We start from the raw sequence: 25,286 nt of genomic DNA on the forward strand, positions 1-25,286 counted from the left end.
AACGGACGAGCAGGCTACGGGGTAGATCTGCAGCTGAAATCAACATAGTCTGCAAAGGCATTAATGCCAAGTGGTCTGCTGAAAAAATAACCCTGCAGCTGATGGCATTGCCGTTCGGTCAGGAAGCTGGCTTGCTCGTGTGTTTCAACCCCTTCTGCAACAACAGTCAGGTGCAGGCTATGGGAAAGATTGAGTACGGAATCGACAATGGCAATGGCATTTTCGTCATGGGGAAGGTTCATGACAAATGATCGGTCGATCTTCAGCTCGGTCAGCGGCATCCGTTGCAGGTAATTTAATGATGAATAACCGGTGCCAAAGTCATCAATGGAGAGTTTGACCCCCAACTCCCGTAGTTGATACAGCGTGGCGATGGTCTGCTCAATATCCTGCATGACAACACTTTCAGTCAGCTCTAGACAGAGGAGCGCCGGGTTTATACCGGTCTGGTGAATGATTTTGGTGACCGTTTCAGGCAGATTGCCGGCATGGAACTGTACTGCCGAGATATTCACTGATACTACAAGATCAGCCATACCGGCCTGTTGCCAGACCAGGTGCTGCCTGCAGGCGGTTTCCAGCACCCAGCTGCCAACATCAACAATCATGCCGGTTTCTTCCAGGATCGGTATGAACTCGTTTGGTGAAACCAGGTTGCCATGGGCTGTGGGACGCCAGCGCAGGAGCGCCTCCATGCCGCAGGGTATGCCGCTTTGCGTGTCAATCTTTGGTTGATACTCCAGAAAAAACTCGTTCCGTTCCAATGCACGATGCAGGCCGGATTCCCGTGTCATCCGCTCACGCAGTTGAGCGCCCAACTCTTTTGAATAAAAGGAATATCTGTTGGTACCCATCAGCTTGGCCTGGGAAAGTGCGGCATTGGCATTTTGCAGCAGGCTGTCCATTGACTCGCCATCATGGGGAAACACAGAGATGCCGATACAGCCGGTTATGAACAGTTCACCGGAGCCGACTAAAAAAGGGCTGCTGAGCAGCTGGCGTAGTGCGGTTATACAGACATGCACTTCGTGGCAGTCAATCACCATGATCACAAACTGATCTGCACCCAATCTGCCGATAATCCGTTTGTCTGTCTGAAGTTGCTGCAAACGGTTGGCGGTTTCCACCAGCACAAGGTCGCCGGTTTCATGGCCAAGGGTCTTGTTGACGGACTTCAGGTTGTCAAGATCCAGCAGCATCACAAACAGATTGCCGGGAAAGTCAGATTTAAGGAGCGCGGTGGAAAAGATCTCATGCAGGTATTTTCTGGTGGGCAGGCCGGTCAGTGGATCCCGCAGGCCAACATCCTGGAGCTGAGCTGCATGTTCATCAGCCGTCCGTTCAAGTTCCTGCATGCGCTTGCGAGCCGCTTGAGCCTCGTCTGATCGGGTTGTGACCGTGTTAATCGTCCGTTCAAGCACGGAAAAATCATGGATCGGCTTGGTGATATAATCCCAGGCCCCCTGCCGCATGGTTTCTATGGCGTAGCCAACCGATCCGTTGCCGGAAATAACCACTACCGGTGTGTCAGGTGAGTGCTGTTTGATGGCGTTAACTACCCCCAGCCCATCCAGTTCAGGCATCATCAGGTCGGTCAGCACAAGATCCGGGTTTAGCTCAGTAAATATCCTGATCCCTTCCTGACCGCTACAGGCCTGGTGTACTTCAAAGCCGGTATCTTCAAGAAAACCAACAATGCTGCGACGCAGGGCGTCATCATCATCAATGATCAAAATTGAACGGGAACAGGGCGAGTCGTACATGGCTGGTCAGTCCTTGGTGCTATGAAATCGGGATTGAGATGGTGAAGCAACTACCCTTGCCTGGAGATGCCGAGGCTGTCAAGAGGCCATTATGATTTTTGGTAATAATGGCGTGGGATACCGCCAGACCAAGTCCGGTTCCCCGGCCAACCTCTTTGGTGGTGAAAAATGGCTCAAAGACGCGCCGTCGGACCTCTTCAGGCATACCAGGGCCGTTGTCTTCCACGGTAATGACAATGTTTGTGTCTTTGGGGCAGGCGCTGATTTTGATCTCCTTGGGGGCCTCACTGTTCCAGTTATGCAGTGCCTGAGCTGCGTTCTTCAGCAGGTTGATCAGCACCTGTTCAATCTCGGTTACGTTCATGGCAACCAGGGGAAGCTCTCTGGTGTAGTTACGGATCAGGTTAATGGAGCTGAAATGATAGGTTCTGCGCAGATCATAGTCAGTGGCAGCCAGTTCAATGGCATGTTCAAGCACATCAAAAAGCGGTGCCGGGTGGCGATCAGTACCGCTGCTTCTGCTGAACTGCAACATGTTGTCCATAATCCGGGAGGCCCGTCGTGCGGCATCCTGCATACTGCAAAGGTAGCCGGGGATCTCTCGTTGTTCAAGATACTGCTGCAGTGCTGTGAGATCCAGCCCTAACGCTTCAGCCACCTGCCGGTTTTTGGGCAATTCAGAGGAAAGCCGACGCTGGAGATTCTGCAGATCCTGTGCAATTATGCCCAGCGGGTTGTTGATCTCATGGGCCATGCCGGCGGCAAGTCCGCTGATCATCAACATCTTTTCATGCTGTAACATGATTTCAAGGGTTTTTCGGTGTTCGGTGGTATCAACCACAAATCCGTCAAGTTGTGATATTTCACCACTGCTGCTGTCATAGATTCCCTTCATATACATGGTTGCATAAAAGCGAGTGCCATCTTTCCGAAGGAACTGGACGTCATCAACAACCAGGGTCTCTTTTTCGTGGAGCCGGGAAATGATCTCTTTGCGCTGCTCTGCACTGGCGTAGACCTGACTGGGAATATCCTGCACCAGGTTAATCATCTCTTCAGGGCTGCTGTAGCCGAAGATCTTGGCAAAAACAGTATTGACGCTGATAAACTGCCCAGCTGTTATGGATTGGAAAATACCGATTGGCGCGTTGTTGAAAATTGCCTTATAGGTCGCTTCTGAGCTTTCCAGCTGTTCTTCAATCCGTTTTTGATCGGTTGTATCCTGGTAGAGTGAGATGGCGTGGGCACGTTTATCAATCATGATGATTCTGACATACAGGATACCGCTGCGCTGTTCTCCTGTAGCGGTACGGGTCTGCACCTCTTCCCCGTTAATAACCCCGTAATCAGTCAGCTTCTTGAATAGACGTGCGTCATCATCAGGGTTCCAGAGTAGTCCTAGCTCTTTGAGTGTCTTGCCGACAATCCCTTCCTTCCGGTAACCACTTAGTACGCAAAAACTATGGTTAACATCAACACAGCGTCGGTTTGTCAACTCCGTAATGGAAATAGCAATCGGGTTCTCTTCAAAGATCGCCTTGAACCGTTTCTCGCTGCTGCGCAACGCCTCCATTGCTTTAAAACGGTCAGTAACATCAATATGCAGTCCGAAAATAGCGGTGATCTGGTTGTCATGTCTGATGGGGGCAACGATAGTACGGTAGATCTGCTCATTTTCACGCAGTTCTAGATCCAGCGTGTATCCCTCTAAAGCCTGCTCTTGCGAGATTTTCCAGAGCCGGCAAAGCTCTGGTGATACCCGGTCTTCTTCTGCTGTGTTGCCAATACAGACGTTATAGTGACGTGCATGGAGATCGTTTTGCAGCAGCAACCGTCCCTTGGTGTCGCGGATCCAGATATCAAACGGGATACTCTCAAAAAGAGTTTCAAGCAGGATGTTTTTTTCTTGGAGTGCTGACTCTGCTGTTTTCAGATCAGTGATGTCACGGCCTTCAGGTATGAGGTAGATAACGGCTCCACTCTCGTCTGTAAGCGGCTTCAGTGTTGCATCAATAGTGCGTAGTCTGCCAGCGCCATCCCGGTGGGTGGCCTCAAAACGGATGAATTCTCCTGCTGCACAGCGTGCAATATAGGTTTGCAGCTGTCTCTGGAGCGCCTGATCATGGCACCACCAAGGGGTGGACCAGAATTTTTTGCCAACTACGGCTGCTTTGTCAATGCCGGCAAATTCAAGGGCGGTCTGGTTTGCATCAAGCAGGGTGCCGTCTGGTGCAAGCAGGCCCTGCAGTTGAAAGGTGTTGTTAAAGATGGCAGATTGAAGCAGGAGGCGTGTTGTGTTGCCACGTTTGCTCTTGTGTCGATAGATCACCAACAGCATGGTGACACTGCATAGCAGCAGTATCACCATGCCGGCAATCAATACAGAGGAAAGGTACATTAAGCTGGTCCGTTCTTAGCAGGCTGTTGAAAAACTACTGCGGAGCCCGTCTACGGCGTTGCGCGGTGCTCGCTTCTTCGTCTAACTAATTGTTATGCCTCAGTCGCTGTGCGACCTACGCCTTGTAGCCGTGCTTCCTCATAACGTTTTTCAACAACCTGTTAGAGTTTGAACTGTCCTACCAGGCGTTGCAGCTCTTCAGCCTGTCGGGATACGTTGTCTGCTGCCCGGCCGGTTTCACTAATGCCGGTGCTGTTCTGATGGGCAAGTTCATTCAGACTCATGACGTTGTTGCTGATCTCACGGGTAGTGCAGGTCTGTTCTTCTGCCGCCGTGGCGATCTGGCTGATCTGATCAGTAACCGCATTGACCTGGGCCAAGATTGTCTGTAAGGAACTTTCAAGTTGGGCGGCTTCCGCAGCACCACGTTCTGTTCCTTTAACCCCTTCATCCATCGAAGCGATGGCACGACCGGTTTCTTGCTGGATTGTCTTGATCATTTCGCTGATTTCTTTGGTTGCACGTGTGGTCCGTTCAGCCAGTGCTCGTACTTCATCGGCAACCACTGCAAAACCACGCCCCTGCTCACCGGCGCGGGCAGCTTCAATGGCAGCGTTAAGGGCCAGCAGATTGGTCTGATCAGCAATATCTTCAATGGTACCGACAATGGCACCGATCTGATCGGAACGTTGTCCCAGCGATTCCACCAGCGCAGCATTTCGTTTGGTTGCTTCTCCACGGCTGCGGATACCATCAATGGTGCTGGTGACCACCTCAAAACCATGCTGGGTGGTATTGGCAGCCTGTTGGGCACCATCAGCGGCCATGTGGCAGTTGTTGGCAATATCGCCTGAGGTGGCGGACATCTCTTCACCTGCTGTGGCCAGATTGGTTGATTGGGACGATAGTTGATTCACGCTTTCCTGCATCTCTCGCGAGGTGGATTGCAGCTCTGTTGCAGAAGATGCCAGCTGGAGTGCAGTGCTTGAAAGCTGGGAGATGATCTCGTGCAGTTTTACCACAAAGGTGTTGAACCATTGGCTCAGCTCGCCAACCTCATTTTTCCCATGAATCGGTAGGCGCTTGGTGAGATCACCTTCACCCTGGGCAATGTCTTTGATGGTTTCAACCACCTCTTTAATCGGCCCGGTAACGGAGCGGGCCACCAGCCAGGCCAGGAAAAACATAAGTCCTAAGATAACCAGCAGGGCGGCTCCAATACTGAACTGGATCTTGCGCATGGCGGAATCAACATCATCAATATAGATCCCGGTTCCAATGATCCAGCCCCAGGGCTGAAACTGTTCAACATAGGAGAGCTTGGGAACCGGCTTTGTGCTACCAGCCTTTGGCCAGGCATAATTGACAAATCCTTTTCCCTTGTCTTTACAGACCGCAACCATTTCAACAAATAGCGCCTTGCCATTTGGATCTTTGTTCTCGGTCAGGTCTGAACCGTTTAACTCCGGTTTTAATGGGTGCATGACCATTTTGGGGCCAAGGTCATTGATCCAGAGGTAGTTGCTGCCATTGTCGTAACGGATGCTGGCGATACGCTCAGAGGAACGTTTTATTGCCTCTTCCTTGGTTAGCGCACCTGACTCTACCTGTTTCTGATATGAGACAAGCATGCTGGTTGCCTGCTGTACCAAGGCACTGATGGCTGCTTTTTTCTCAAGCATGATCAGTCCGTGGATATAAGGAATCAGCAGCGTAAAGCATGCCACTACGAGTACCAGCCAGGTTGCCAGTGAGAGCCCGATAATCTTGCCGAAAATTCCCCAATCACGGTAACTTTTCATACATTCCTCCCTTCAGCGGCTGCATACGCCTGGTTGATACATGGTGTTGTGCCGATCTGGTTCAACCTGTTTTTAATTATAATACAGTTTGATCCAAATGACAGCATTGCCATAAATTATATTTATTAGAAACTCTTTTCCTTGACCTGAGAGCCAAAGCCCGTACAATTAGCCTATGTCTCTTCGCTTACCACGTATTTCGACTATTTCAACACGTCGTATTATTCCCTGGCTATTTCGTGGCTGCACCCTGCTTTTTCTGGGCTGGTATCTGGTGCTCCTGTATCTGCCTGTTGGTGATGCTACACGGGTATATGGGCTTACGGTACCTAAAGGGGCCGGTTTTGCAGGCGTTGCCAACGAATTAAAGCAGGCCGGAGTGATCCGTAGCAGTCTGCATCTACGGCTGGTTGCCCGGTTGCGCGGTTTGGACCGCAGGATGCAGACCGGTGATTATCGTATATCCAGCGCCATGGTGCCGTCGCAAATTCTTGAAAAACTGGCCAACGGACAGACCGATGCCTGCAAGTTTACCCTTCCTGAGGGGTATTCCATCTACCAGGCTGCTGAACTGCTGCATAAACAAGGCGTTTTTGACCGCGCTGCGTTTTTGGAGGCCTGTTCAGACCGTAGCTTGCTTACTGAACTTGGCATTAACGCAAAGAGTGTTGAGGGGTATCTGTTTCCAGGTACCTATCAAATTGGTTTCCATATGGATGAGGCAGGTCTGGTAACGGAGATGGTGCGCGCCTTCCGGCATAAGGCTGAAGGGTTCAAGCCGTTGCTTGATGCAGCTGGAATGACGATTGAGCAGGTTGTAATCCTTGCTTCCATTATTGAACGGGAAGCCGTTTCAGCAGAAGAAAAACCGTTGATCGCGTCGGTATTTTTGAATCGTTTGAGGATCGGTATGCCGCTGCAGAGTGATCCAACCGCCATTTACGGCGCCAAGGTTTTTGGTGGCACCGTCACAAAGCAGGATCTGCAGCGAACTACTCTTTATAATACCTATAAAGTTAAGGGGTTGCCTGTTGGTCCGATTGGAAATCCTGGTTTGGAGGCGATGCAGGCAGTACTGCAACCAGCCAAGACAGATTATTTGTATTTTGTTGCCCGCAAGAATGGAACACACCAGTTTTCAAGGACATTGGCCGAACATAATCAGGGTGTTAACAGGTTTTTGAAAAAGGGCGCGAAGAAAAGATAGTAGCAAAGCGTGCTATGCCATGCTGATGCCGTCTGCATCTTCTATGATGATCTCCAGCTCAGCCAGTGCAATCTCTTTTAAGCCCAAAAGATGTGCTTCCGGCGCTGAAAAAATTGAGATAGTTGGATCTGCCGGGTACAGTGACCTACCAAGCTTTTTACAGGCCAGATTAGAAAGCCGAACCGCAACCAGCAGGATGTTTGATTGATCAAACTCGGCAGTATGATGATTTTTAGCTATGTCACAATAAAAGTCAGGAAAGTTCCAGGCCTTCATCAGATTGTACCCCACCTCTTCGTGCATCGCCTCCATGATTTCACTGATTAACTGATCGGAAAACAGAACCGAGCTTTCTTTGCTTTTTTGAATATCATCAAGAACTTTCAAAAGGGCCAGGCTGCCAATGTCATGCATCAGCCCCCCCATGAACGCCTCAGAGGCCATGCCAGGGTAGCCGGCCTTGCGGGTCAGCCATTTTGCACCAACAGCACAGGCCAGTGCATGCCCCCATAGGCTTTGCATCAGACGATTTAAGGTTTCGTTTGGTGAGTTGTAAAATTCAAACTGTGATGCCAGCATGGCCATGTTGGCAATTTCCTGCGCCCCCAGCCGGATGATGGCATCTTTTATGGTGGCAATCTTGTTCAAGCCGGCATAGTAAGATGAGTTCGCAACTTTAAGTACTCGACCTGAAAGGGATTGGTCCTCACTGATTAGCTCAATTATATCATCAATTTCAAAGCTGCGGGATGATAGCAGTTGCTGCAGTTTGACTGCAACAGTATGAAAGACCGGCAGTTCCTGCAGGTTGCCTTCCAGGCGCTCCTGAATCAGCCGGACTAATGGTTTTTCAGTCGTCATCGTTGTACCCCCAGAATCCTGCGTAATTCATGTAGTGGCCGTGGTTTACCAAGGCGTGGCAGATCAGTAACAATTTCCTGCATCGAAATCAGTCCCCGTGCCCCTTTGACCAGTCCATCTTCCATCAGGGTTACCATGCCGGAGGTTTCAACACTTATTTTCCGGATTTCATAGGAACTCTTGTGATCCAGAATGGCGTTCTTGACCATCTCATTCATCACCAATAGCTCAAATATAGCCACCCTGCCTCGATACCCGCTGAAGCGACAGTTCTTACAGCCTCGGCCGAGCTTGAACTCAGCTCCTTGCAGATCATTGGCAGAAAGTCCCAGGCGTGTGAGATCAAGCGGGGTAGGGGTGTAGGGTTCAGCACATTCCGGGCAGACCTTGCGCAGCAGCCTCTGGGCCACAATACAGACCACTGTGGATGAGATCAGGAATGCCTCAATGTTCATATTCATCAGCCGGATCAGGCCGCCAATGGAGTCTTCAGTGTGAAAGGTGGTTAGAACCTTGTGGCCGGTCAGGGCAGCCTGAATGGCCACTTCAGCCGAGAACTGATCCCGGATTTCCCCTAAAACAATAACATCAGGGTCCTGACGTACAATGTGACGCAGGGTTTCTTCAAAGGTAACCCCGATTTTGGGGTTAATGGAGCATTGTGAAATGCCGTCAATTACGTATTCAACCGGGTCCTCTGCGGTGATGATGCTGGTGTTGATATCATTCAGGTGATTGACACAGCCATAGAGGGTGGTGGTTTTACCTGAACCGGTTGGACCGGTCACAATCATGACACCGGTGGGTACTTCCAGGGCATCATAGATAAAGTGCTCCAGCATGCGGGGAGCCATGCCCACTTCCTTGATATCCAACAAGGTTCCCTTATTGTTAAGCAGCCGCAATACCACCTTTTCACCGTAGATGGTGATGAAGAAAGAAACCCGCAGATCGAGATTTATGCCATGTTTGCGACTGGCAAAGAGGATACGTCCATCCTGGTGGCGGCGCTTTTCAGCAATATCCGCTGAAGCCATGACCTTGATCCGGGTGGTGAGCTGAGGGGCGATCTCCTTGGGGAAGTCTTTGTAGTGCCCCATCACGCCGTCCCGCCTGAACCTGACACGCAGGCGATCTTTCTGAGGCTCAATATGGATATCGCTGGCCTGTTCTTCTATGGCATCTTCAAACAACAGGTTGATCATGCCGATGATGGTGTTGTCGTCGGCAGCAATGGTCTGCCCGGCATGTTCAAGAGCCGCTAATGCCTCTTTGAGTGATTTTTTTGAACAGATGGCAGGGATAAAGTTGCCAAGATGCGAAGAAACGATGTCTCGGGCTCGTTGATCAAGCGGATCTGCAAAGGTGACTACCAGTTGTTCTCCCTGGCGGTAGAGTGGCAGTACATTGAATTGTTGGCAGATATTCAGGGGCAGCCGTGCCAGAAGTGTTTTGTCTATCTTGACAAAGTCAGGATCTATCAGCGGGTAGCCCAGCTGGTAGGAGAGGGTTTCAAGCAGTTTACGTTCTTCAATAAAACCGTTGTCGACCAGCACATCACCCAGTCGGCGTTGACCTTGAGCATCTTTTTGGATAGCCAGGGCCTGTTGCAGGTCAATCTCACGCAGGTAGCCCAGTTCAAGCAGCAGATCTCCCAAACGAAGATTAAGTTGATGTTTGCGCAGGGTGGTCTGTAGCTGCTCCTGGGAAATCAGTCCCAGTTCAAGCAGGGTATCCAGCATGGTCTGGGGGGTAGTGAGCTTGCTATACACTCGTGCTGCGTAGGCCAGTTGATCATGGGTGAGTACTTCATCCTTGATCAGCAGGGTTGGAATAACTCCAATCTTGACTTCTTTGGCAGGCTGAATTGTAGGAGCAGGTGTATTCATAGAACGCTAGTTTACAAGCTTTTATTGAAATTGCAAATGTAGTTTGCAGGTGGGGGCTTTTTCACGTTTTAACCCTGGAAAAGGTCATGCGATGGATCGGGCAGGGGCCATGTTGCTGTAATGCAGCCAGATGTGCTGCACTGCCATAACCCTTGTGTCTGGCAAACCCATAGGTGGGATAATGGCGGTCATAGTCCAGCATTAACCGATCACGGGTAACTTTTGCAATGATGGAGGCCGCAGCTATGGAGGCAGAGCGGCTGTCCCCCTGTTTAAGTGTCTGTTGGGGCAGGGGAGAGGCGATGGTGGTAATGCCGTCAATTAAAAGGTAGTCAGGGGAACAGGGGAGTGTCTGTACTGCCTCCAGCATGGCCTGACGGGTTGCTTGCAAGATATTAATCCGGTCAATGGTTTCCGCATCTGCCAGTCCAACACCCACAGCGGCAGCGTGGGTCATAATGAGCTCAAAAAGCTGTTCCCTGCGTTTTTCAGAGAGTTTCTTTGAGTCATTAACCCCCTCAATCGGATGATCTGGATCCAGGATAACGGCGGCAGCCACCACCGGACCGGCCAAAGGACCTCGGCCAGCTTCATCAATACCGGCGATCTGCCTGAAACCGTGAGAACGGGCCTGCAGTTCAAAGTGATAGAGGCTTAACACAGGGGGATCAAAAAGTGATGTTTGCATGGTTATAAAAAAAGCCCCGCCGAAGGAGCGGGGCTTTTCGATATATCAGGCCTGGCCGGGAACGTACTTGCGCTCGCGAATCCGGGCAGCCTTGCCCTTGAGTTTGCGCAGGTAGTACAGTTTGGCACGACGGACATGGCCGCGGGTCACTACTTCTATCTTTTCTACGATGGGTGAATGCAGCGGGAATACCCGCTCAACACCGATGCCGTTTGATATTTTACGGACGGTGAAGGACTCACGGACACCACCGTTCTGGCGTGCAATGACAACGCCTTGATACGCCTGGATCCGTTGTTTGTCACCTTCCACGATCTTAACGTGTACTTTGACCGTATCGCCGGTCTTGAAAACCGGTGTATTCTTCTTCATCTGCTCAAATTCAATGATGTCGATGGTAGTCATGATGCTGTTCCTCCTCAGATATAACCTTTTGCAGGTTTCGTTGTTGTTAGCGTTCTCCCAGCAGTCGATCCAGCATAATGGCCAGAGCCGAGCGAACCGGTAAGTGATTGTAGTTGCCACAGCCCTGGATCGGTTCCAGAATAGTGGTAGCCTGTTCAAAGATCTCGTCAGCCAGTCCCCAGCCGGTGCCAAGCAAAAGCAGATGGTGGTGGTCATCGCTTTGCAGTTGCTGGCGCAGGCTTTTAAATGAAGTGGCGTCTGGCCGTTTGGCTGCTCCGGTCGCAATAATGTTTACCGGTTGCTGGTATGTCTGCTGCAGATCTGTTAGCGCATCCTGCAGGCTTTGAGCTGCCCTGACAATTGACAATGCTTCTCGCCGGTCAGGGTTGTAGTCTGCTCCCCAGCCTGAATCCCAGTGGGTCACGATCCGGTGTATCAGCTGTTGCTGTTCGTCGGACGGGCTGACCAGATAGTAGCGGGATAGGCCAAAGGTTCGCGCGGTCCGGGCAATGTCATGGATATCCAGGTTTGTAAAGGCCGTGGTTACCAGCTGCCGATGCTTGTTATAGACCGGGTAATGCAGCAACGCAACTGACAGGTTAGCTGACATTAGAAACCCCAAGTGATTTTAAAAAGAGCCTGTCTTTATCGCTTAAAACTGCCTGAGTGAGCAGGTCAGGTCGTCGCTCTGCTGTTCGCTTCAATGACTGTTCCCGTCGCCAGCGTATGATCTCTGCATGGTTACCGGAGAGGAGCGGAGCAGGCACCGGTAAACCGTTAAATTCAGGTGGACGCGTGTACTGGGGATACTCAAGCAATCCATCACCAAATGAATCAGTCTGTGCAGACTCGTCAGATCCAAGCACGCCAGGTACCAGTCTGGTTACCGAATCTACCAACACCATGGCTGCCAGTTCACCACCCGAAAGAACATAGTCGCCGATTGAGATCTCCTGATCGACATAGTGCTGGTGGATCCGCTCATCAATCCCTTCGTAGCGGCCACAGATAATAATTAATCCCGGTTTGAGGGATAACTCCTGAGCCAGCTTCTGCGTGAGCGGTCTACCCTGTGGTGTTGTCAAAAGAACAGTGGCGTCTGTGTTCAGCTTTTTAACGGATTCAATGGCTGCCGAAAGTGGTTCCGGTTTCATCAGCATACCGGCTCCACCGCCGTAGGGTGCATCATCAACGGTGCGGTGGCGGTCAACGGTATAATCACGAATCTGGTGTAGGGCGATCTGAATCAGCCCTTTGTCCTGCCCCCTGCGAATGATACTTTCGTCAAACGGTCCCCCGAACATGTCGGGGAAGAGGGTCAGAATATCAAATCTCATAGATCAAGCAACCCCTCCAGCGGGGTAATGGTCATACAGCCGGTCTGCAGGTTGACGCTGGTTATTACGCTGGCTATGGCAGGAATCAGATATTCGCGCCGGGTTGCTTCATCACGAACCAGGTAGACATCATTGGCTCCGGTTTCCATGATCTCTTTGATGCAACCCAGTTGCTGCCCTTCTGTTGTAACAACTTTAAGGCCAAGCAGGTCCTGCCAGTAGTATTCGTCAGCTTCCGGTGGCGGCAACTGGTCACGCTGCAGCAGCAGTTCACAACCAGCCAGTTCCTGAGCTTTTTCGATAGTATCAAACCCGTCCAGAGTCAGAAGAAACTTGCCGCTATGGTAAGCGGCACGCTTGAGCTGAATCTGTCGAGTAACGCCTGCAGGAAAACGAAGCAGTATGGTTTTAGCTGCCTGCAGGCTCTCAAGATTGCCGGAGTAGGAGTGGAGCCTCAATTGGCCTCGAATGCCATGGGTACCACTGATTCGACCGACGGCAATCAGGTTATTGTTGGAAACATCCATTACTCAATAATCTTAAGAATCGCCTTCTTGTTATCCCGGGTGGCAACGGCATTCAGGAGTGTCCGGACCGCCTTGGCGGTACGCCCCTCCTTGCCGATGATCCGTCCCATGTCTTCTTTAGCCACGGACAGTTTGATAACCAGAGTGTCCTCCTCCATCTCTTCGGAGGTGACCACTTTGGAGGGGTCGTCGACAAGAGCCTGCGCGATGGTTTCGACAAGTGCTTTCATCTGGCGTACCTCTGCTTCGTAGTGTCCGGGCTAGCCGGGATAGAGCAAGAAGCGTTCTACTAGGCTGCCTGGGCTGCCTTCTCCAGGATGCCTTCTTTTTTCAAAATCTGATTGACGGTGTCAGTGGGCTGCGCACCTTTATCAAGCCAAGCAATTACTTTTTCTACATTAAGTTTCAAAATAGCCGGATTTTTGGTTGGGTCATAGTAGCCGACGTTTTCAATGAAGCGGCCATCACGGCGTGAACGCTCATCAGCAATCACTACCTGATAAAAAGGGCGCTTCTTGGCGCCGTGACGCTGCAGTCTGATTTTTGTAGACATTGTTATTTCCTCCTGCGTTGTGTCTCGATTTTATAAAAATGCGAGTTGGTTAGATTGTCAATTTGTTAACGGCCAAAAGGGAACATCCCTTTGCCAAGTCCACCCAGGTTGCCGAGCCCTGGTAAGCCCCCCATCCCTTTCATCAGGTTTTTGGGGCCCATTTTTGACAGTTGCTTCATCATCTTCTGCGCTTCAGTAAATCGCTTCAGTAACAGATTTATTTCCTGCACGGTTGTGCCACTACCTTTGGCGATCCGCAGGCGGCGGCTACCGTTGATAATACCATGATCTGCCCGTTCAGCAGGAGTCATGGAACGGATAATTGCCTCAATCCGCTTCATCTCCTTTTCACTGGGCTGGGCGCCCTGCATCTGTTTCATCATCTTGCCCATGCCGGGGATCATCCCCATGATGGACTCAAGTGAGCCGAGCTTTTTAAGCTGCTGCAGCTGGGCCAGAAAGTCTTCAAGGTCAAACTGGTTTTTCTTCAGCTTTTGGGTGAGGCGCTCAGTCTCTTTTTCATCAAGGGCAGACTGGGCCTTTTCCACCAGCGTCAGTACATCCCCCATACCCAGAATGCGCGAAACAAGCCGGTCCGGGTGGAATACCTCAAGGGCATCCAGCTTCTCGCCCAGGCCGACAAACTTGACCGGTGCTCCGGTAACCGCCTTGATCGAAAGGGCTGCGCCACCTTTGGCATCGCCATCCAATTTACTGAGAATGACACCGGTAATGCCAAGGCGGTCATTAAAGCCGCTGGCAACTGTGACCGCTTCCTGACCGGTCATGGCATCAGCCACAAACAGGATTTCCCGGGGCTGGGCAACGGCTTTAATCCGCTCAAGCTCGCTCATCAGGTAGTCATCAATCTGATGACGACCGGCAGTATCGAGCAGTACGGTGTCAAAACCATTTAATTCTGCAAAACGGACTGCAGCCGAGCAGATATCAACCGGTTCCTGACCTGTCTGCGAATCAAAAACATCAATATTCAGCTGTCGTCCAACGGTCTTTAGCTGTTCAATAGCTGCCGGACGGTAGACGTCAGCAGGAACCAGCAGAGGACGACGTTTTTGTTTGCGAAGCCAGCTGCCTAATTTACCGCAGGTGGTTGTTTTACCCGCGCCCTGCAGGCCGACCAGCATAAGAACCACAGGCGGTTTTGCTGCAAGATCAAGGCTGTTGTCCTGATCACCGCCCATCAGGTTGATCAGTTCATCATGGACAATTCTGACCACCTGTTGACCAGGTGCCAAGCTCTGCATGACTTCAGTGCCGACAGCCTTCAGGCGGACATTTTCAACAAAGTCTTTGACAACCTTGAAATTAACGTCAGCCTCAAGCAGCGCCAGGCGAACTTCGCGCAGGGCGTCCTTGATGTTGTCCTCAGTCATTACCCCCTGACCGCGGAGCTTTTTAAAGACTGATTCCAGTTTATCCGAAAGGTTATCAAACATTTAGTGCCAATATACTCAGGGTATCCTAAAAGGAGCAAACTATAGAGGTGTCAGTATGCTCTTGTCAAGAATTATCTGCTTGCTAGAGTTTGATGACTAAGGCTGCTGCCAGCAGATGTTCTGCTGTGCTGAACATGTTGGTGACCTGTCCAACGGCCAGTTGATCCTTTTTCTTGAAATAATCCAGGCAGACACCGCAGGCCAGTAGCTCAACTCCCCGCTCTTCAAGCTGCTTGAGCGCCTCGACCGTCTCAGCACCTTCAGTGGCAAGCAGTACACCACTGTTCAAAAACAGGATCCGGTCTGGTTGTTGCGGGGTTTCAAGCAGGGTGAAAATGAAATTTTTCATGAGGAGGTATCCCAGTTCTTCCGGCCCATCACCCAGACGGTCTGAGGTTACGAGTAAAACTCTATCTCCTGATGCTGAAGCAGTTACATTGCTCTGAGCTGCTTCTTCAGCTGTTGTTGATCCGGTTACCAGCAGCGACCAACCATCAGCTTCAGCTGTTTCATTAACCAGATACCCACGGTTTTTGACAAAACGCACGACATTTTCCCGCGGCGCGCCATCATCAACCAGCACACGTATCCCTGTGCCTGATTCCTCCAGTGCTTTCTTGGTTGCAATAACCGGGACCGGGCAGGCCTGACCACGACAGTCAATGGTTTTCATGCTGATACTCCCTGATGGTGATGTACGTGTCGTTTCTGAGCTGGCATAAAAAGGCTGGTAGCAGGTTTTGCTCAGATAGAAGCTGCATTACAGTATCATGTTGTTCTTCATCAAAGCGGATCGCAAGGCCGCAGTCTGCCTGCACCGCACGTGGTGCCGGAATCAGCATGATCGCTAGCCCGCTGCTTTTCAGAAGACCTTCTGCCTTAAGAACCCGATGGGTAGAATTAAATACGGCGAGGTACTGTCCTTCACGTACAACCTGTTGCCCCATGGGACTACTCCTGATGCGACCTGATTGACAATGGTAACCGAACTTCATACTATGCCGAAAAGGGGATCTGCATGCAAGATTCATTTAACTTTGCTGGACTGGTGGTTGGTGCCTTTCTGGTAAGTATACCCTGTGGATATATACGTGAATCATTTAAGAAATTTTCACTACCCTGGCTGTTTCTGGCGCATCTGCCGATTCCGTTGGTGGTCCATTTCCGCCACCTGGCCGGATTTGGTTGGCGTGTGATTCCTTTTACTCTGGCCGCTGCAATAGGCGGACAGATTGTCGGCGGCTGGTACAAACGGAGGATGCTACATGGCAGGAAAGCGCCCCAAAGGCAGCCCTGAGCGGATCAGTAAGTTGCTCACTGGCCCCGGTATTAACCCGGAACTTGGCGCACGCCTGAAAGATCTGGTGATCTGGGAAAGCTGGGATCAGGCGGTGGGGCCTGCCATTGCCGGTCGTGCCAGACCACTGCGTCTGGTGGGCGGTGTGCTGACGGTTGTTGTGGCCAGCGGTCCCTGGATGCAGCAGTTAAGCTTTATGAAGACAGAACTGCGTGACCGCATAAATACCCTGCTGGGTAACGAGAGGGTGAAGGAGATTGTCCTCAAGTCTGGCAGGATTCAGCAGGATACCGGCATTACAGAAACTGCTCGTCCAACGCCCAAACCGCTTTCTGTACAACAGCAGGCCCAGGTTGCCAAGCAGGTTAGTGATTTAGAAGATGCTGAGCTGAGAGAATCACTGCAGTCATTAATAGAACTGCATCTCCGCAACAGCTGAGTCTGTCATGGTTCCATCCTATCAATAAGCTCCCGCTGTTTAACCCCGGATGTACGCCCGCCGGCTATTTTTTCCACTAACGCTGCTATCCGTTCCTGATCCTCCTTCAAAATCTCTACAAAGCGGTGTCCGCATGCGGTCAGTTGTTGTTCATTGTCCGGTTTGCGCCAGATCAGCTCTGCCACTGCACAGATCGGTCTTTTTTCATCCTGCAGATCAATCACAACAAGAGCAAGGTGCGTCGGCTCAGTGGCAAGATTAACCCCAAAGCCGCCGGCACTTAAATTTATGGCTGTGCTGGTAAGTTTCAGCCGTGGCGGGGCAGGTTTCTGCAGATCTTGAACGACCCGTTTCCATTCCCGTTGAAAAGCTGCCAGTGAGGATTTTTGGGGGACCAGCAGGAGCGGAAGCGACAGATCAGCGCGGGGTGATTGCCGGCGTTGATAGACCGCTAATTCACCTAATGGGCGCAGCTTCAGCTCTTCCGGGGAAACCAGCTCAACAAGCTCTGCCCTGACCTGAACCCCCATTCCCATTGCTTCTGTGGTTAACTTGAACTGCATGCCGGGCTTCAGGCCCAGCACTTCTCCTGAATAGAGGCGATAGGCGGTTTTCAGCAGAAGCTGGTCATCACTGCAAAGCACAACTCTCCCGGTAAATGAATTAAAGACAGACGCATCCCGCTCTTCCGAAATGTTGATCAGGAAGACGTTTTGGCCACGGGTAAAGTAGCGATCATAGCTCATGATAAGTACCGGTGTTACGTTGTGGCATGCTGCTAATCGCGAAACATCCGGTCAAGCAGCTCCCAATTGTTTTTTTGACGGACCGCTTTTTTGGTCTGCTTTTTCTGGCGATGCTGGATATAGGCCTGAATTCGTTCCTGATCCGACTTGCGGATAAGGATAAACCTCTGGCCAATGGCGAGCCGATCTTCATCGGGCAGGCTGCGACGCCAGAGCAGCTCCGCAACGGCGCATATTGGTGGTGTTCCCGGCTCCAGGTCAATAAAAACCATGGTAAGCTCTGAATTATGATCCGACTTATCCACCAAATGACGGAATCCTCCTACACCAAGGTTGATTTCGCCGGATGACAGTTCAAGCTTGTCAGTGCTGCTGGCAGACAGCAAGGCCTGGTAGCGTTCCCATTCCTGCCGGAAAAAGGTTACTGGGGCTGAACGTGAAAAGGTGCGGTAATCAAGGATTGTGTCCATGCGGGGGACTTGGCTGCGTTGGTACATTTCAAGCTGAGCGGTTGGCTGTACTGTAAAATCTCTGCCGGATACCGAGTGAATCGTGCCTACAAGTTGCACGCCGGATCCATAGCTTTCAGTGGTGATCTTAAAGCTCATGCCGGGTTTTAGTGTATGCTCTTCGCCGTGGTGTAGCGGATAGCGTGAACGTAGCGTAAATTGTTGATTATCTGCCGCTACAATAGTGGCAGAAAAAGCCTCGAAAAGGCTGCTGTCGCGATCAGCTGAGGTGTTGATCAAAAACACCTTTTGTCCGCGAGCAAAGTAGGTGGTGAAGTTCATTGGTACGCTCCTTAAATGCAGTTTTCAACTCATGTCATACAGATGTCCGTACAATCCGGTTGCGTCCTGATTCTTTTGCCTGGTAGAGGCATTGGTCAGCCCTATGTAACATGAAATCAGCATGTATGTCGTTTGCGCTGTCGGAGGGAGATCGGGTAACCGTGCCGAAGCTTGCCGTTATGCTCAGATTTTCACCTCTGAAGCTGCAGGTGGATGAGGCAATCAGATTTCTTAAACGCTCGGCAACAACACCGCAGCCGACCTGGTCCGTCTCTGGCAGCACCAGTACAAATTCTTCGCCACCATAGCGGGCAACCCAGTCAACTTCATGGCGGATGGTGCCGGCAATGATGCGGGTGCAGTGCTGCAATACCGCATCACCAGCCTGATGTCCCCAGGTGTCGTTAATCTTCTTGAAGTGATCAAGGTCCATCATGATCAGGGAAAAGTCCCGCAGGTAGCGATCTGCCCGGCGGATTTCATTGGGAAGGTGCTGATCCAGGTAGCCACGGTTAAACATGCCGGTCAACGGATCTCTGATTGAAAGTTGCTTGATCTCTTCCAGGCTCTTCTGCAGAGAGCTTTCCAGGTCAAGAATCCGGCGGGCTGTTTTGAGGCGTACCATCAATTCTGCTTCATTGACCGGCTTGATCAGATATTCATCTGCACCAGCCTCAAGCCCTTCAATCAGCTTGTCTTTGCCATCCTGTGAGGTCAGCAGGATCAGGTAGGTATAGGATTCGGCGGTTTTTTCTCTGAAGGCCCGGCAAAAGGCAATGCCATCCATTTCAGGCATGACCCAATCGGTTAAAATAATGGGGAAATAGTTGCTACGGCAAAGCTCCAGTGCTTCTTTTCCGTTGGCGGCCTGGCTGACCTGATACCCCGCATCCTGCAAGGTCTGGCAGAGCACTGTCCGCATGAAGCGGTCGTCATCAACCAGCAGGATCGGGATACCGATGTCAGCCATTGAGCCTCCCAGGGATTAACGGGTCAGTTTGCGATAGGTGATCCGGTGCGGGCGGTCTGCTTCACTTCCCAGACGCTTGCGACGGTCTTCCTCATATTCAGAATAGTTACCTTCAAACCAGGTTACCTTTGAATCACCTTCAAAGGCAAGGATATGGGTGGCAATCCGGTCAAGAAACCAGCGGTCGTGGGAGATAACCACGGCACAGCCGCCAAAGTTTTCCAGGCCTTCTTCCAGCGCCCGCATGGTGTTGACATCCAGGTCGTTAGTCGGCTCATCCAAGAGTAACACGTTTGCACCACTTTTCAAGACCTTGGCAAGATGAACCCGGTTACGCTCGCCACCGGACAACATCCCCACTTTTTTCTGCTGGTCACCACCGGTAAAGTTAAAGCGGGCCACATAGTTGCGGGCATTAACGGTCTGCTTGCCCAGTTGAATCATCTCCTGGCCGTCACTGATCTCTTCCCACAACAGACGGTCCGGGTTCAGGCTGTCGCGGCTTTGATCCACATAGGCAACCTGAACGGTATCACCAATTTTGAAGCTGCCGCTGTCAGCGGTTTCTGAGCCGGTGATCATGCGGAAGAGGGTGGTTTTACCAGCACCGTTGGGGCCGATCACGCCGACGATCCCGCCACGGGGCAGCTTGAAGGTCATTCCTTCGTACAGCAACCGATCACCAAACCCTTTGCTGACATTATCCGCCTCAATCACGATATCACCCAGCCGTGGACCGGCCGGGATGTATAGTTCAAGGTCCTTGCCCCGTGCCTCGCCTTCCTGTGCTGCCAGATCTTCGTATTTGCTGATCCGTGCCTGGGCCTTGGTATGACGGCCTTTAGGGGACATCCTGATCCATTCAAGCTCCCGCTTCAAGGTCTTGCGACGTTCACTTTCCTGCTTTTCTTCAGTTGCCAGGCGATCCTGTTTCTGCTCAAGCCATGAAGAGTAGTTTCCTTTCCAAGGAATCCCTTCGCCTCGGTCCAGTTCCAGAATCCAGCCAGCCACGTTATCCAGAAAATAACGGTCGTGGGTAACGGCAATAACGGTGCCGCTGTAGCTGTGCAGGTGCTTTTCCAGCCAGGCCACGGTCTCGGCATCAAGGTGGTTGGTCGGCTCGTCCAACAGCAGGATATCAGGTTTTTTCAGCAGCAGGCGGCAGAGGGCAACCCGTCTTCTTTCACCACCTGACAGCACGTTGACCGGTGTGTCGCCATCAGGACAGCGCAGGGCGTCCATGGCCAGTTCCAGCCGTGAATCCAGATCCCAGGCGTCCATATGGTCCAGCTTCTCCTGCAGCACTGCTTGGCGGTCGCACAGTTTTTCAAAATCAGCATCCGGCTCGGAAAACTTGTCGGTAATGCCGTTAAATTCAGCCAGCAGGTCAACGATCTCCTGACAGCCCTCCTCAACCACCTGACGGACGGTCTTGTTCTCATCTAGCTTTGGTTCCTGCTCAAGGTAGCCAACCGTATAGCCTGGGGAGAGTGCCACCTGGCCGTTAAATTCCGTATCCACACCGGCCATAATCTTGAGCAAGGTCGATTTACCGGAGCCGTTCAGACCCAGTACGCCGATCTTGGCACCATAAAAATAGGAAAGGGAAATGTCCTTGATGATCGGCTTCTTGTCGTAGAACTTCGATACCCGCATCATGCTATAAATAACTTTTTTGTCGTCAACACTCACTGCTTTCACCTCCACTTGTTTATAAGGGGGGTTTTATTGCATGGAGCAGTAGGGATGTCAATTGTTAAGCAGTGGTCTGAAAATGAGAACGTCTTGGTTCGTCGTTGCAAGGTAAAATTGTTGTAAAAATGTCTCTGGAAGCTGTCTGTAGGGCTTTTTACTGCCTGTTCATGCATTCTTTATGCTATACAGCTTTTTATCCGCTGATGGTTGCCAACAGGCTAAAGCCGGGTATACTAACCATCACGCTTAGATAGGGAGCATTGCCACCATGGCTTCTTACGAACAGACATTTCTGGAACAACTAACCAATATTCACGGGGTTGATTTTACCACCTGGCAGGGCTGGGAGCAGCTGATGGCCTGGGTCAAACGTCAGCCCTGGCGTGAAGAATTCTTCGGCGGTGAAAAGATCCCTGCTCGCTTTCTCTACCCACAAACGCTTTGCGAAGAGCTTAGCCGTTATCTGGGGGGATAGCGTAGTCAGGTACGGGGCTGATGGAGAAGGAGATTACCGCAGTTATGGCATTAATTGAATGGAATCAGTCGCTAAAGGTGGATATCCAGCAATTTGATGACCAGCACCAGCAGCTTGTGGCTATGGTGAACCGGTTACATCAGGCTTTAAAGGATGGGCAGGCGGTAGATCTGCTTGATGAAATTCTGGCAGGCCTGCTGGAATATACCCAGGTGCATTTTGCAGGAGAAGAAGCACTGATGGAGCAGTATGGGTATCCTGATTATCAGCGGCACAAACAAACCCACGTTGACCTGGTGCGTCAGGTTGAAGATATCTATGCACAGTTTAAAAATGGTAAGCAGTTGCAACCTATCAGCGTTATGCAGTTTCTGGTTAACTGGTTGACCAACCATATTAAAGGTGAAGATAAAAAATACACCAGCTTTTTTAAAGGTAAGGGGATTGAGTGATATGAAGGTGCGTATTGAGAGGAACACAACAATGAAACATGTGGTGCGTATCACAGCTCTGGTTCTGGCATTAGTACTGCCGGTGGCAGCTGTTGCCGGGGATACAAAGCTCTTTAATGCAATTGATACTGATAAAAGCGGTACTGTCAGTAGAGATGAGTTACTGAAGGCGGATCTGCATCTGGTGACCACCCCTAAAGGTCAGCAGGTGGTTAAACGTGATATGGTGAAAGCAGGTACTGCTGCAGCCATGACCGAGGAACAGAAAAAGCGTCTATTTGATCAGGTAGATACTGATAAAAGTGGTCATATCAGTAAAAAAGAATGGAGCCGGGCTTCACGGGATGGATTAATTCTCTTGAAATTCTGAGAATCTACCCCGTTGCTCAAGGAGGGGGTTCTATGCAGATAACCGTCACCACACAAGCTGGAGTCACCATCGCCGCTCTGGTCGGCAGGATGGATGCCATGACCACGGTTGAGTTTGATCGTTGGCTGGCAGAGCAGCTCACCAACGGCGAAACCCGTTTTGTGCTTGATATGCATGGGCTGGAGTATATCAGTAGCGCAGGTTTGCGCTCACTGCTGGCTGCTGCAAAACAGGTGAAGACAAAAAACGGTGCTTTGCTTTTATGTAACTTGGGCGGAACCGTTGAAGAGGTATTCAGAATATCCGGTTTTCTGGCTATTCTGCCCTCGTTTCCCAATGTGGAAGAGGCCTGTGTCTCACTTGCGTAGCTGTTGCTGCGTGCATGATTGTGCTCTCTGGTAACAGATCTCCGGGCCGCTTGGTAATGTACCTGGCGGCCTTTTGTGTAGTAGCAACTCCTTTCTGTTACCTGCCGCTGGTAGATGAAATGCCCCTGCTGATACCTGCTAAACAAGGAACGTTCCCGTGAATGCATCTGCATTAAAAATCGGTACGTCACATCCCCGTGGCGATGCCGTTGCCAAGGCAGCCGGTACAGAACGGTACGCTGCCGACCTGTACCCGCAAGGCTGTCTCTGGGCCGGTGCGGTCCGCTCCCATCAGGCTTGTGGGCGGATCATCAGTATTGATACCACGGCTGCAGCAGCATTGCCCGGCGTGGTCAAGGTACTGACCGCTGCCGATGTTGTTGCCAGCAATCGCCAGGGGATCATCCATAAAGATATGCCGGTGCTGTGCGATGACCTGGTGCGCTACTGCGGTGACCCGCTGGCCCTGGTGCTGGCAGAGACCAAAGAGGCGCTGCAGCGCGGCATGAGCGCAGTGCAGCTGCAGCTTGAACCGCTGCCCGGTCTCTTTGATCTGGATAGCGCCCTGGCAGCGGATGCGCCGCTGATCCATGAAGACAAGCCGGGTAATCTGCTGGCCCAGGCCAGCATCTGCAAAGGCACTGGTCTGGATGGTTTTGATGCTTGTAGCGTGGTGGTTGAAGGCAGCTTCAGCACCCCGGTACAGGCCCACGCCTTTCTGGAAACGGAAAGCGGTGTGGCCCGTCTGGAGGAGGACGGCGGCCTGCTGATGGAAGTCTCCACCCAATCCCCCTTCCGTGATCGCTTTGAGATCAGCCATGCCCTGGGCATCCCCTGGGGTAAGATCCGCATTGTTGCCCCTTCGCTGGGTGGCGGTTTTGGCGGCAAGGACGGCGCCACTGTCCAGTGCCTGCTGGGGCTGGCAGCCCAACACGCTGATGGTCGCTGGGTACGGATGCAGTGGGATCGTGAAGAAAGCTTCAAGGCTGGCTACAAACGCCATGCCTGTAGGATGGAGTACAAATTGGGGGCCGCAGCAGACGGCACCCTGCAGGCTCTGCATGCCAAGCTCTGGTACGACACCGGCGCCTATGCCCACCTGGGGGCCGAGGTGATGGAGCTGGGCATGGAGCATGCCGGTGGTCCCTACCGTATCCCCCACACCCTGATTGAAGGCTGGTGCGTCTACACCAACAACCCGACTGCCGGGGCCATGCGGGCTTTTGGGGTCTGTCAGGCCACCTTTGGTTTTGAATCCATGATGGACCTGCTGGCTGCCAAGCTGGGCATGGACCCGCTGGAGCTGCGCCTGAAAAACGCCCTGGTCAGGGGGGATGAAAACTGCGCTGGCATGCGGCTTACCACTTCAACCGGCATCAAGACCTGCCTGGAACAGCTGCAACAGCATCCCTTCTGGCAGGATAGGGAAGTCTGGAAGGCAGCCAGCCCGGCCTACAAAAAGCGCGGTATCGGTCTGGCCTCGGTCTTTAATGCAGCAGGCTACGGCGGCGGGGTGCGGGATGCAGCCACTGCCAAGATAGAGCTGACCCCGGAAGGCACCTTTCTGATCCATAATGCGGTCACTGACATGGGCCAGGGCAACTCCTCTGCCTTCCTGCAGATAGCCGGACATATTCTGTCGCAAGATGCCTCTCGTGTCCTACTGAAACAGCCTGATACCCGCACTGCCTATCCATCCGGCTCATCCTCTGCAGGCCGCACCACCTACACCTTTGGCAAGGCATTGATCACCGCAACTGAAGAGCTGAAGGCCCGCCTGCTCAACTGGGCCGGTATGATCCTGTTTTTGCAGGATAATGACGGCCTTGAACTGCAGCCGGGCAGGGTGTTGCACCAGCCCAGCCAGAAAGAGGTCAGTCTAGTTGCGCTGGCAGGATACATGCAGCCGGAAGAACGGGTCTGCCTGGGCCAGTACGTGGCCCCCACCTGTAAAGAGGTTCCCCCCACTGCCAAGGGGTTCTTTATTGGCTTTCCCCATGTGATCTTTGGTTATGGCGCCCATCTGGTACGGTTGGAGGTTGATAGCCTGACCGGCCAGCTTACGGTCTGCGATTATCTGGCAGTAACCGACGGCGGCAGGGTACTAAACCCCGGTATGTTTGATCAGCAGGTGCAGGGTGGGGTGGCGCAAGGTCTGGGCTACGCATTGATGGAGGATTTTACGGTGCGCGATGGTGTGGTGAAAACCCCGGACTTTGCCACCTACCTGATCCCCGGTAGCCTGGATATCCCTGAAATTATCTCCATTGCTGCCCAGGGTGAGCCGGAAGAAACCGGCCCCTTTGGCATGAAGGGGATTGGTGAAGTGGCCATGAACGGCCCCTTGCCAGCGGTTGCCAATGCCGTTGCCGATGCCTGTGGCGTGCGGCTCTGCCATGGACCGCTGACGCCGCAGCGGGTGCTGGCTGGGGTGAAGGGGTAACGGTTCCATTTGGGAAGATCACTCAGTTCACGCGCGTGCGCGCGTGAACTGGTCAATAGCGAGTTGAACCAGCAAAGGAGAACCCACTTGGACAAGAAAAAAGTTCTGGAGATTGCGACGCTGGCTCGTGATCCAGCCCGTCACTTGCGGACACGTTGTTAAGCGGTTTTTTGTTTCTCAAATGCTTCTGGATTGATGCATCCATTCGCACTTCAAGGCACACCATATCAAAAGCAACTGCTAAAGGAGCAGTTACTTCCATTTTCACGATAGTTAATGATTTTCATTAGCGCCCAAGACGATGATTTACCCCTAGACCAACCCGCAATAAACTTGACTCGGGTTAGGCTTAA

Annotated in this window: 27 protein-coding genes; 8 read left to right on the forward strand and 19 right to left on the reverse strand. The window is 51.9% G+C overall.

All coding sequences use genetic code 11. The features are described 5' to 3' along the window. Positions 1–14: 14 nt before the first annotated feature. From B5D39_RS07850 to B5D39_RS07860, 3 genes are all read right to left on the reverse strand, one after another. The gene (locus B5D39_RS07850; protein ID WP_078789912.1) at positions 15–1,763 is read right to left on the reverse strand and encodes a putative bifunctional diguanylate cyclase/phosphodiesterase; all 1,749 of its coding nucleotides are present in this window, start codon (positions 1,761–1,763) and stop codon (positions 15–17) included. 19 nt (positions 1,764–1,782) lie between these two features. Continuing rightward, complete coding sequence (locus B5D39_RS07855) at positions 1,783–4,161, reverse strand: PAS domain S-box protein (RefSeq protein ID WP_078789913.1); 2,379 nt, start codon at positions 4,159–4,161, stop codon at positions 1,783–1,785. Positions 4,162–4,322: 161 nt separating this feature from the next. Then, positions 4,323–5,963 (reverse strand): methyl-accepting chemotaxis protein, encoded by a 1,641-nt coding sequence (locus B5D39_RS07860; RefSeq protein ID WP_078789914.1) that lies wholly within the window; start codon positions 5,961–5,963, stop codon positions 4,323–4,325. A 175-nt stretch (positions 5,964–6,138) separates the two neighbouring features. Here B5D39_RS07860 and mltG point away from each other — a divergent pair, with 175 nt between their 5' ends. Then, positions 6,139–7,170: an endolytic transglycosylase MltG gene (gene mltG / locus B5D39_RS07865; RefSeq protein WP_078789915.1), complete on the forward strand. Its 1,032-nt coding sequence runs from the start codon at positions 6,139–6,141 to the stop codon at positions 7,168–7,170. A gap of 12 nt (positions 7,171–7,182) precedes the next feature. Here the strand turns inward: mltG and B5D39_RS07870 are convergent, their stop codons facing one another. The 12 genes from B5D39_RS07870 to B5D39_RS07925 all read right to left on the reverse strand — a co-directional run bounded on the left by B5D39_RS07870 (position 7,183) and on the right by B5D39_RS07925 (position 15,834). Continuing rightward, positions 7,183–8,031 carry an HDOD domain-containing protein gene (locus B5D39_RS07870; RefSeq protein ID WP_078789916.1) on the reverse strand — a complete coding sequence of 283 codons (849 nt, stop codon included), beginning with the start codon at positions 8,029–8,031 and terminating at the stop codon, positions 7,183–7,185. Next, positions 8,028–9,920, reverse strand: coding sequence for a GspE/PulE family protein (locus B5D39_RS07875; protein ID WP_244161374.1), 1,893 nt, complete (start codon positions 9,918–9,920; stop codon positions 8,028–8,030). Before B5D39_RS07875 ends, B5D39_RS07870 begins: the two co-directional genes overlap by 4 nt. 61 nt (positions 9,921–9,981) lie before the next feature. After that, positions 9,982–10,608 carry a ribonuclease HII gene (locus B5D39_RS07880; protein ID WP_078789917.1) on the reverse strand — a complete coding sequence of 209 codons (627 nt, stop codon included), beginning with the start codon at positions 10,606–10,608 and terminating at the stop codon, positions 9,982–9,984. A gap of 45 nt (positions 10,609–10,653) precedes the next feature. Continuing rightward, positions 10,654–11,013, reverse strand: a complete 360-nt coding sequence (gene rplS / locus B5D39_RS07885) for a 50S ribosomal protein L19 (RefSeq protein ID WP_078789918.1) — start codon at positions 11,011–11,013, stop codon at positions 10,654–10,656. A gap of 46 nt (positions 11,014–11,059) precedes the next feature. Continuing rightward, on the reverse strand, positions 11,060–11,623 hold the full coding sequence (locus B5D39_RS07890) for an RNA methyltransferase (RefSeq protein WP_078789919.1): 564 nt from the start codon (positions 11,621–11,623) through the stop codon (positions 11,060–11,062). Then, positions 11,613–12,350, reverse strand: a complete 738-nt coding sequence (trmD, locus tag B5D39_RS07895; protein WP_078789920.1) for a tRNA (guanosine(37)-N1)-methyltransferase TrmD — start codon at positions 12,348–12,350, stop codon at positions 11,613–11,615. Before trmD ends, B5D39_RS07890 begins: the two co-directional genes overlap by 11 nt. Then, positions 12,347–12,877, reverse strand: a complete 531-nt coding sequence (gene rimM, locus B5D39_RS07900) for a ribosome maturation factor RimM (RefSeq protein WP_078789921.1) — start codon at positions 12,875–12,877, stop codon at positions 12,347–12,349. The genes trmD and rimM overlap by 4 nt, the downstream gene beginning before the upstream one ends. Beyond that, positions 12,877–13,107, reverse strand: coding sequence for a KH domain-containing protein (locus tag B5D39_RS07905; protein WP_078789922.1), 231 nt, complete (start codon positions 13,105–13,107; stop codon positions 12,877–12,879). The genes rimM and B5D39_RS07905 overlap by 1 nt, the downstream gene beginning before the upstream one ends. A gap of 59 nt (positions 13,108–13,166) precedes the next feature. After that, positions 13,167–13,430: a 30S ribosomal protein S16 gene (gene rpsP, locus B5D39_RS07910; RefSeq protein WP_078789923.1), complete on the reverse strand. Its 264-nt coding sequence runs from the start codon at positions 13,428–13,430 to the stop codon at positions 13,167–13,169. Between the two features lie 65 nt (positions 13,431–13,495). Next, positions 13,496–14,887 (reverse strand): signal recognition particle protein, encoded by a 1,392-nt coding sequence (gene ffh, locus B5D39_RS07915; protein ID WP_078789924.1) that lies wholly within the window; start codon positions 14,885–14,887, stop codon positions 13,496–13,498. 82 nt (positions 14,888–14,969) lie between these two features. Next, positions 14,970–15,560 carry a sulfurtransferase-like selenium metabolism protein YedF gene (gene yedF / locus B5D39_RS07920; RefSeq protein WP_078789925.1) on the reverse strand — a complete coding sequence of 197 codons (591 nt, stop codon included), beginning with the start codon at positions 15,558–15,560 and terminating at the stop codon, positions 14,970–14,972. Further along, positions 15,547–15,834, reverse strand: coding sequence for a putative Se/S carrier protein (locus tag B5D39_RS07925; RefSeq protein ID WP_078789926.1), 288 nt, complete (start codon positions 15,832–15,834; stop codon positions 15,547–15,549). The genes yedF and B5D39_RS07925 overlap by 14 nt, the downstream gene beginning before the upstream one ends. Positions 15,835–15,905: 71 nt before the next feature. Here B5D39_RS07925 and B5D39_RS07930 point away from each other — a divergent pair, with 71 nt between their 5' ends. Both B5D39_RS07930 and B5D39_RS07935 read left to right on the forward strand, forming a co-directional pair. Then, positions 15,906–16,184: a hypothetical protein gene (locus tag B5D39_RS07930; protein ID WP_078789927.1), complete on the forward strand. Its 279-nt coding sequence runs from the start codon at positions 15,906–15,908 to the stop codon at positions 16,182–16,184. Beyond that, on the forward strand, positions 16,153–16,623 hold the full coding sequence (locus B5D39_RS07935) for a DciA family protein (RefSeq protein WP_078789928.1): 471 nt from the start codon (positions 16,153–16,155) through the stop codon (positions 16,621–16,623). Before B5D39_RS07930 ends, B5D39_RS07935 begins: the two co-directional genes overlap by 32 nt. Before the next feature lie 5 nt (positions 16,624–16,628). Here the strand turns inward: B5D39_RS07935 and B5D39_RS07940 are convergent, their stop codons facing one another. From B5D39_RS07940 to ettA, 4 genes are read right to left on the reverse strand one after another with little or no spacing between them, the layout of a single operon-like run. Beyond that, on the reverse strand, positions 16,629–17,369 hold the full coding sequence (locus B5D39_RS07940; RefSeq protein WP_078789929.1) for a PilZ domain-containing protein: 741 nt from the start codon (positions 17,367–17,369) through the stop codon (positions 16,629–16,631). Between the two features lie 32 nt (positions 17,370–17,401). Then, positions 17,402–18,160: a PilZ domain-containing protein gene (locus tag B5D39_RS07945; RefSeq protein WP_078789930.1), complete on the reverse strand. Its 759-nt coding sequence runs from the start codon at positions 18,158–18,160 to the stop codon at positions 17,402–17,404. Between the two features lie 34 nt (positions 18,161–18,194). Next, positions 18,195–19,130 (reverse strand): diguanylate cyclase, encoded by a 936-nt coding sequence (locus tag B5D39_RS07950; RefSeq protein WP_078789931.1) that lies wholly within the window; start codon positions 19,128–19,130, stop codon positions 18,195–18,197. 15 nt (positions 19,131–19,145) lie between these two features. Next, complete coding sequence (ettA, locus tag B5D39_RS07955) at positions 19,146–20,822, reverse strand: energy-dependent translational throttle protein EttA (protein WP_078789932.1); 1,677 nt, start codon at positions 20,820–20,822, stop codon at positions 19,146–19,148. Between the two features lie 271 nt (positions 20,823–21,093). On the opposite strand from ettA, the gene B5D39_RS07960 reads away from it, so the two are divergent. The 5 genes from B5D39_RS07960 (at position 21,094) to B5D39_RS07980 (ending at position 24,933) form a co-directional block, all read left to right on the forward strand. Further along, positions 21,094–21,300: a hypothetical protein gene (locus B5D39_RS07960; RefSeq protein ID WP_078789933.1), complete on the forward strand. Its 207-nt coding sequence runs from the start codon at positions 21,094–21,096 to the stop codon at positions 21,298–21,300. Between the two features lie 44 nt (positions 21,301–21,344). Continuing rightward, positions 21,345–21,752 carry a bacteriohemerythrin gene (locus B5D39_RS07965; RefSeq protein ID WP_078790005.1) on the forward strand — a complete coding sequence of 136 codons (408 nt, stop codon included), beginning with the start codon at positions 21,345–21,347 and terminating at the stop codon, positions 21,750–21,752. Further along, positions 21,703–22,122: an EF-hand domain-containing protein gene (locus B5D39_RS07970; RefSeq protein WP_161947450.1), complete on the forward strand. Its 420-nt coding sequence runs from the start codon at positions 21,703–21,705 to the stop codon at positions 22,120–22,122. The genes B5D39_RS07965 and B5D39_RS07970 overlap by 50 nt, the downstream gene beginning before the upstream one ends. A 32-nt stretch (positions 22,123–22,154) precedes the next feature. Further along, positions 22,155–22,490, forward strand: coding sequence for an STAS domain-containing protein (locus B5D39_RS07975; protein WP_078789935.1), 336 nt, complete (start codon positions 22,155–22,157; stop codon positions 22,488–22,490). Positions 22,491–22,647: 157 nt separating this feature from the next. Then, positions 22,648–24,933 (forward strand): xanthine dehydrogenase family protein molybdopterin-binding subunit, encoded by a 2,286-nt coding sequence (locus B5D39_RS07980; RefSeq protein WP_078789936.1) that lies wholly within the window; start codon positions 22,648–22,650, stop codon positions 24,931–24,933. The last annotated feature ends 353 nt before the right edge of the window (positions 24,934–25,286 follow it).

Source organism: Trichlorobacter thiogenes, from assembly GCF_900167465.1.
Classification (GTDB): domain Bacteria; phylum Desulfobacterota; class Desulfuromonadia; order Geobacterales; family Pseudopelobacteraceae; genus Trichlorobacter; species Trichlorobacter thiogenes.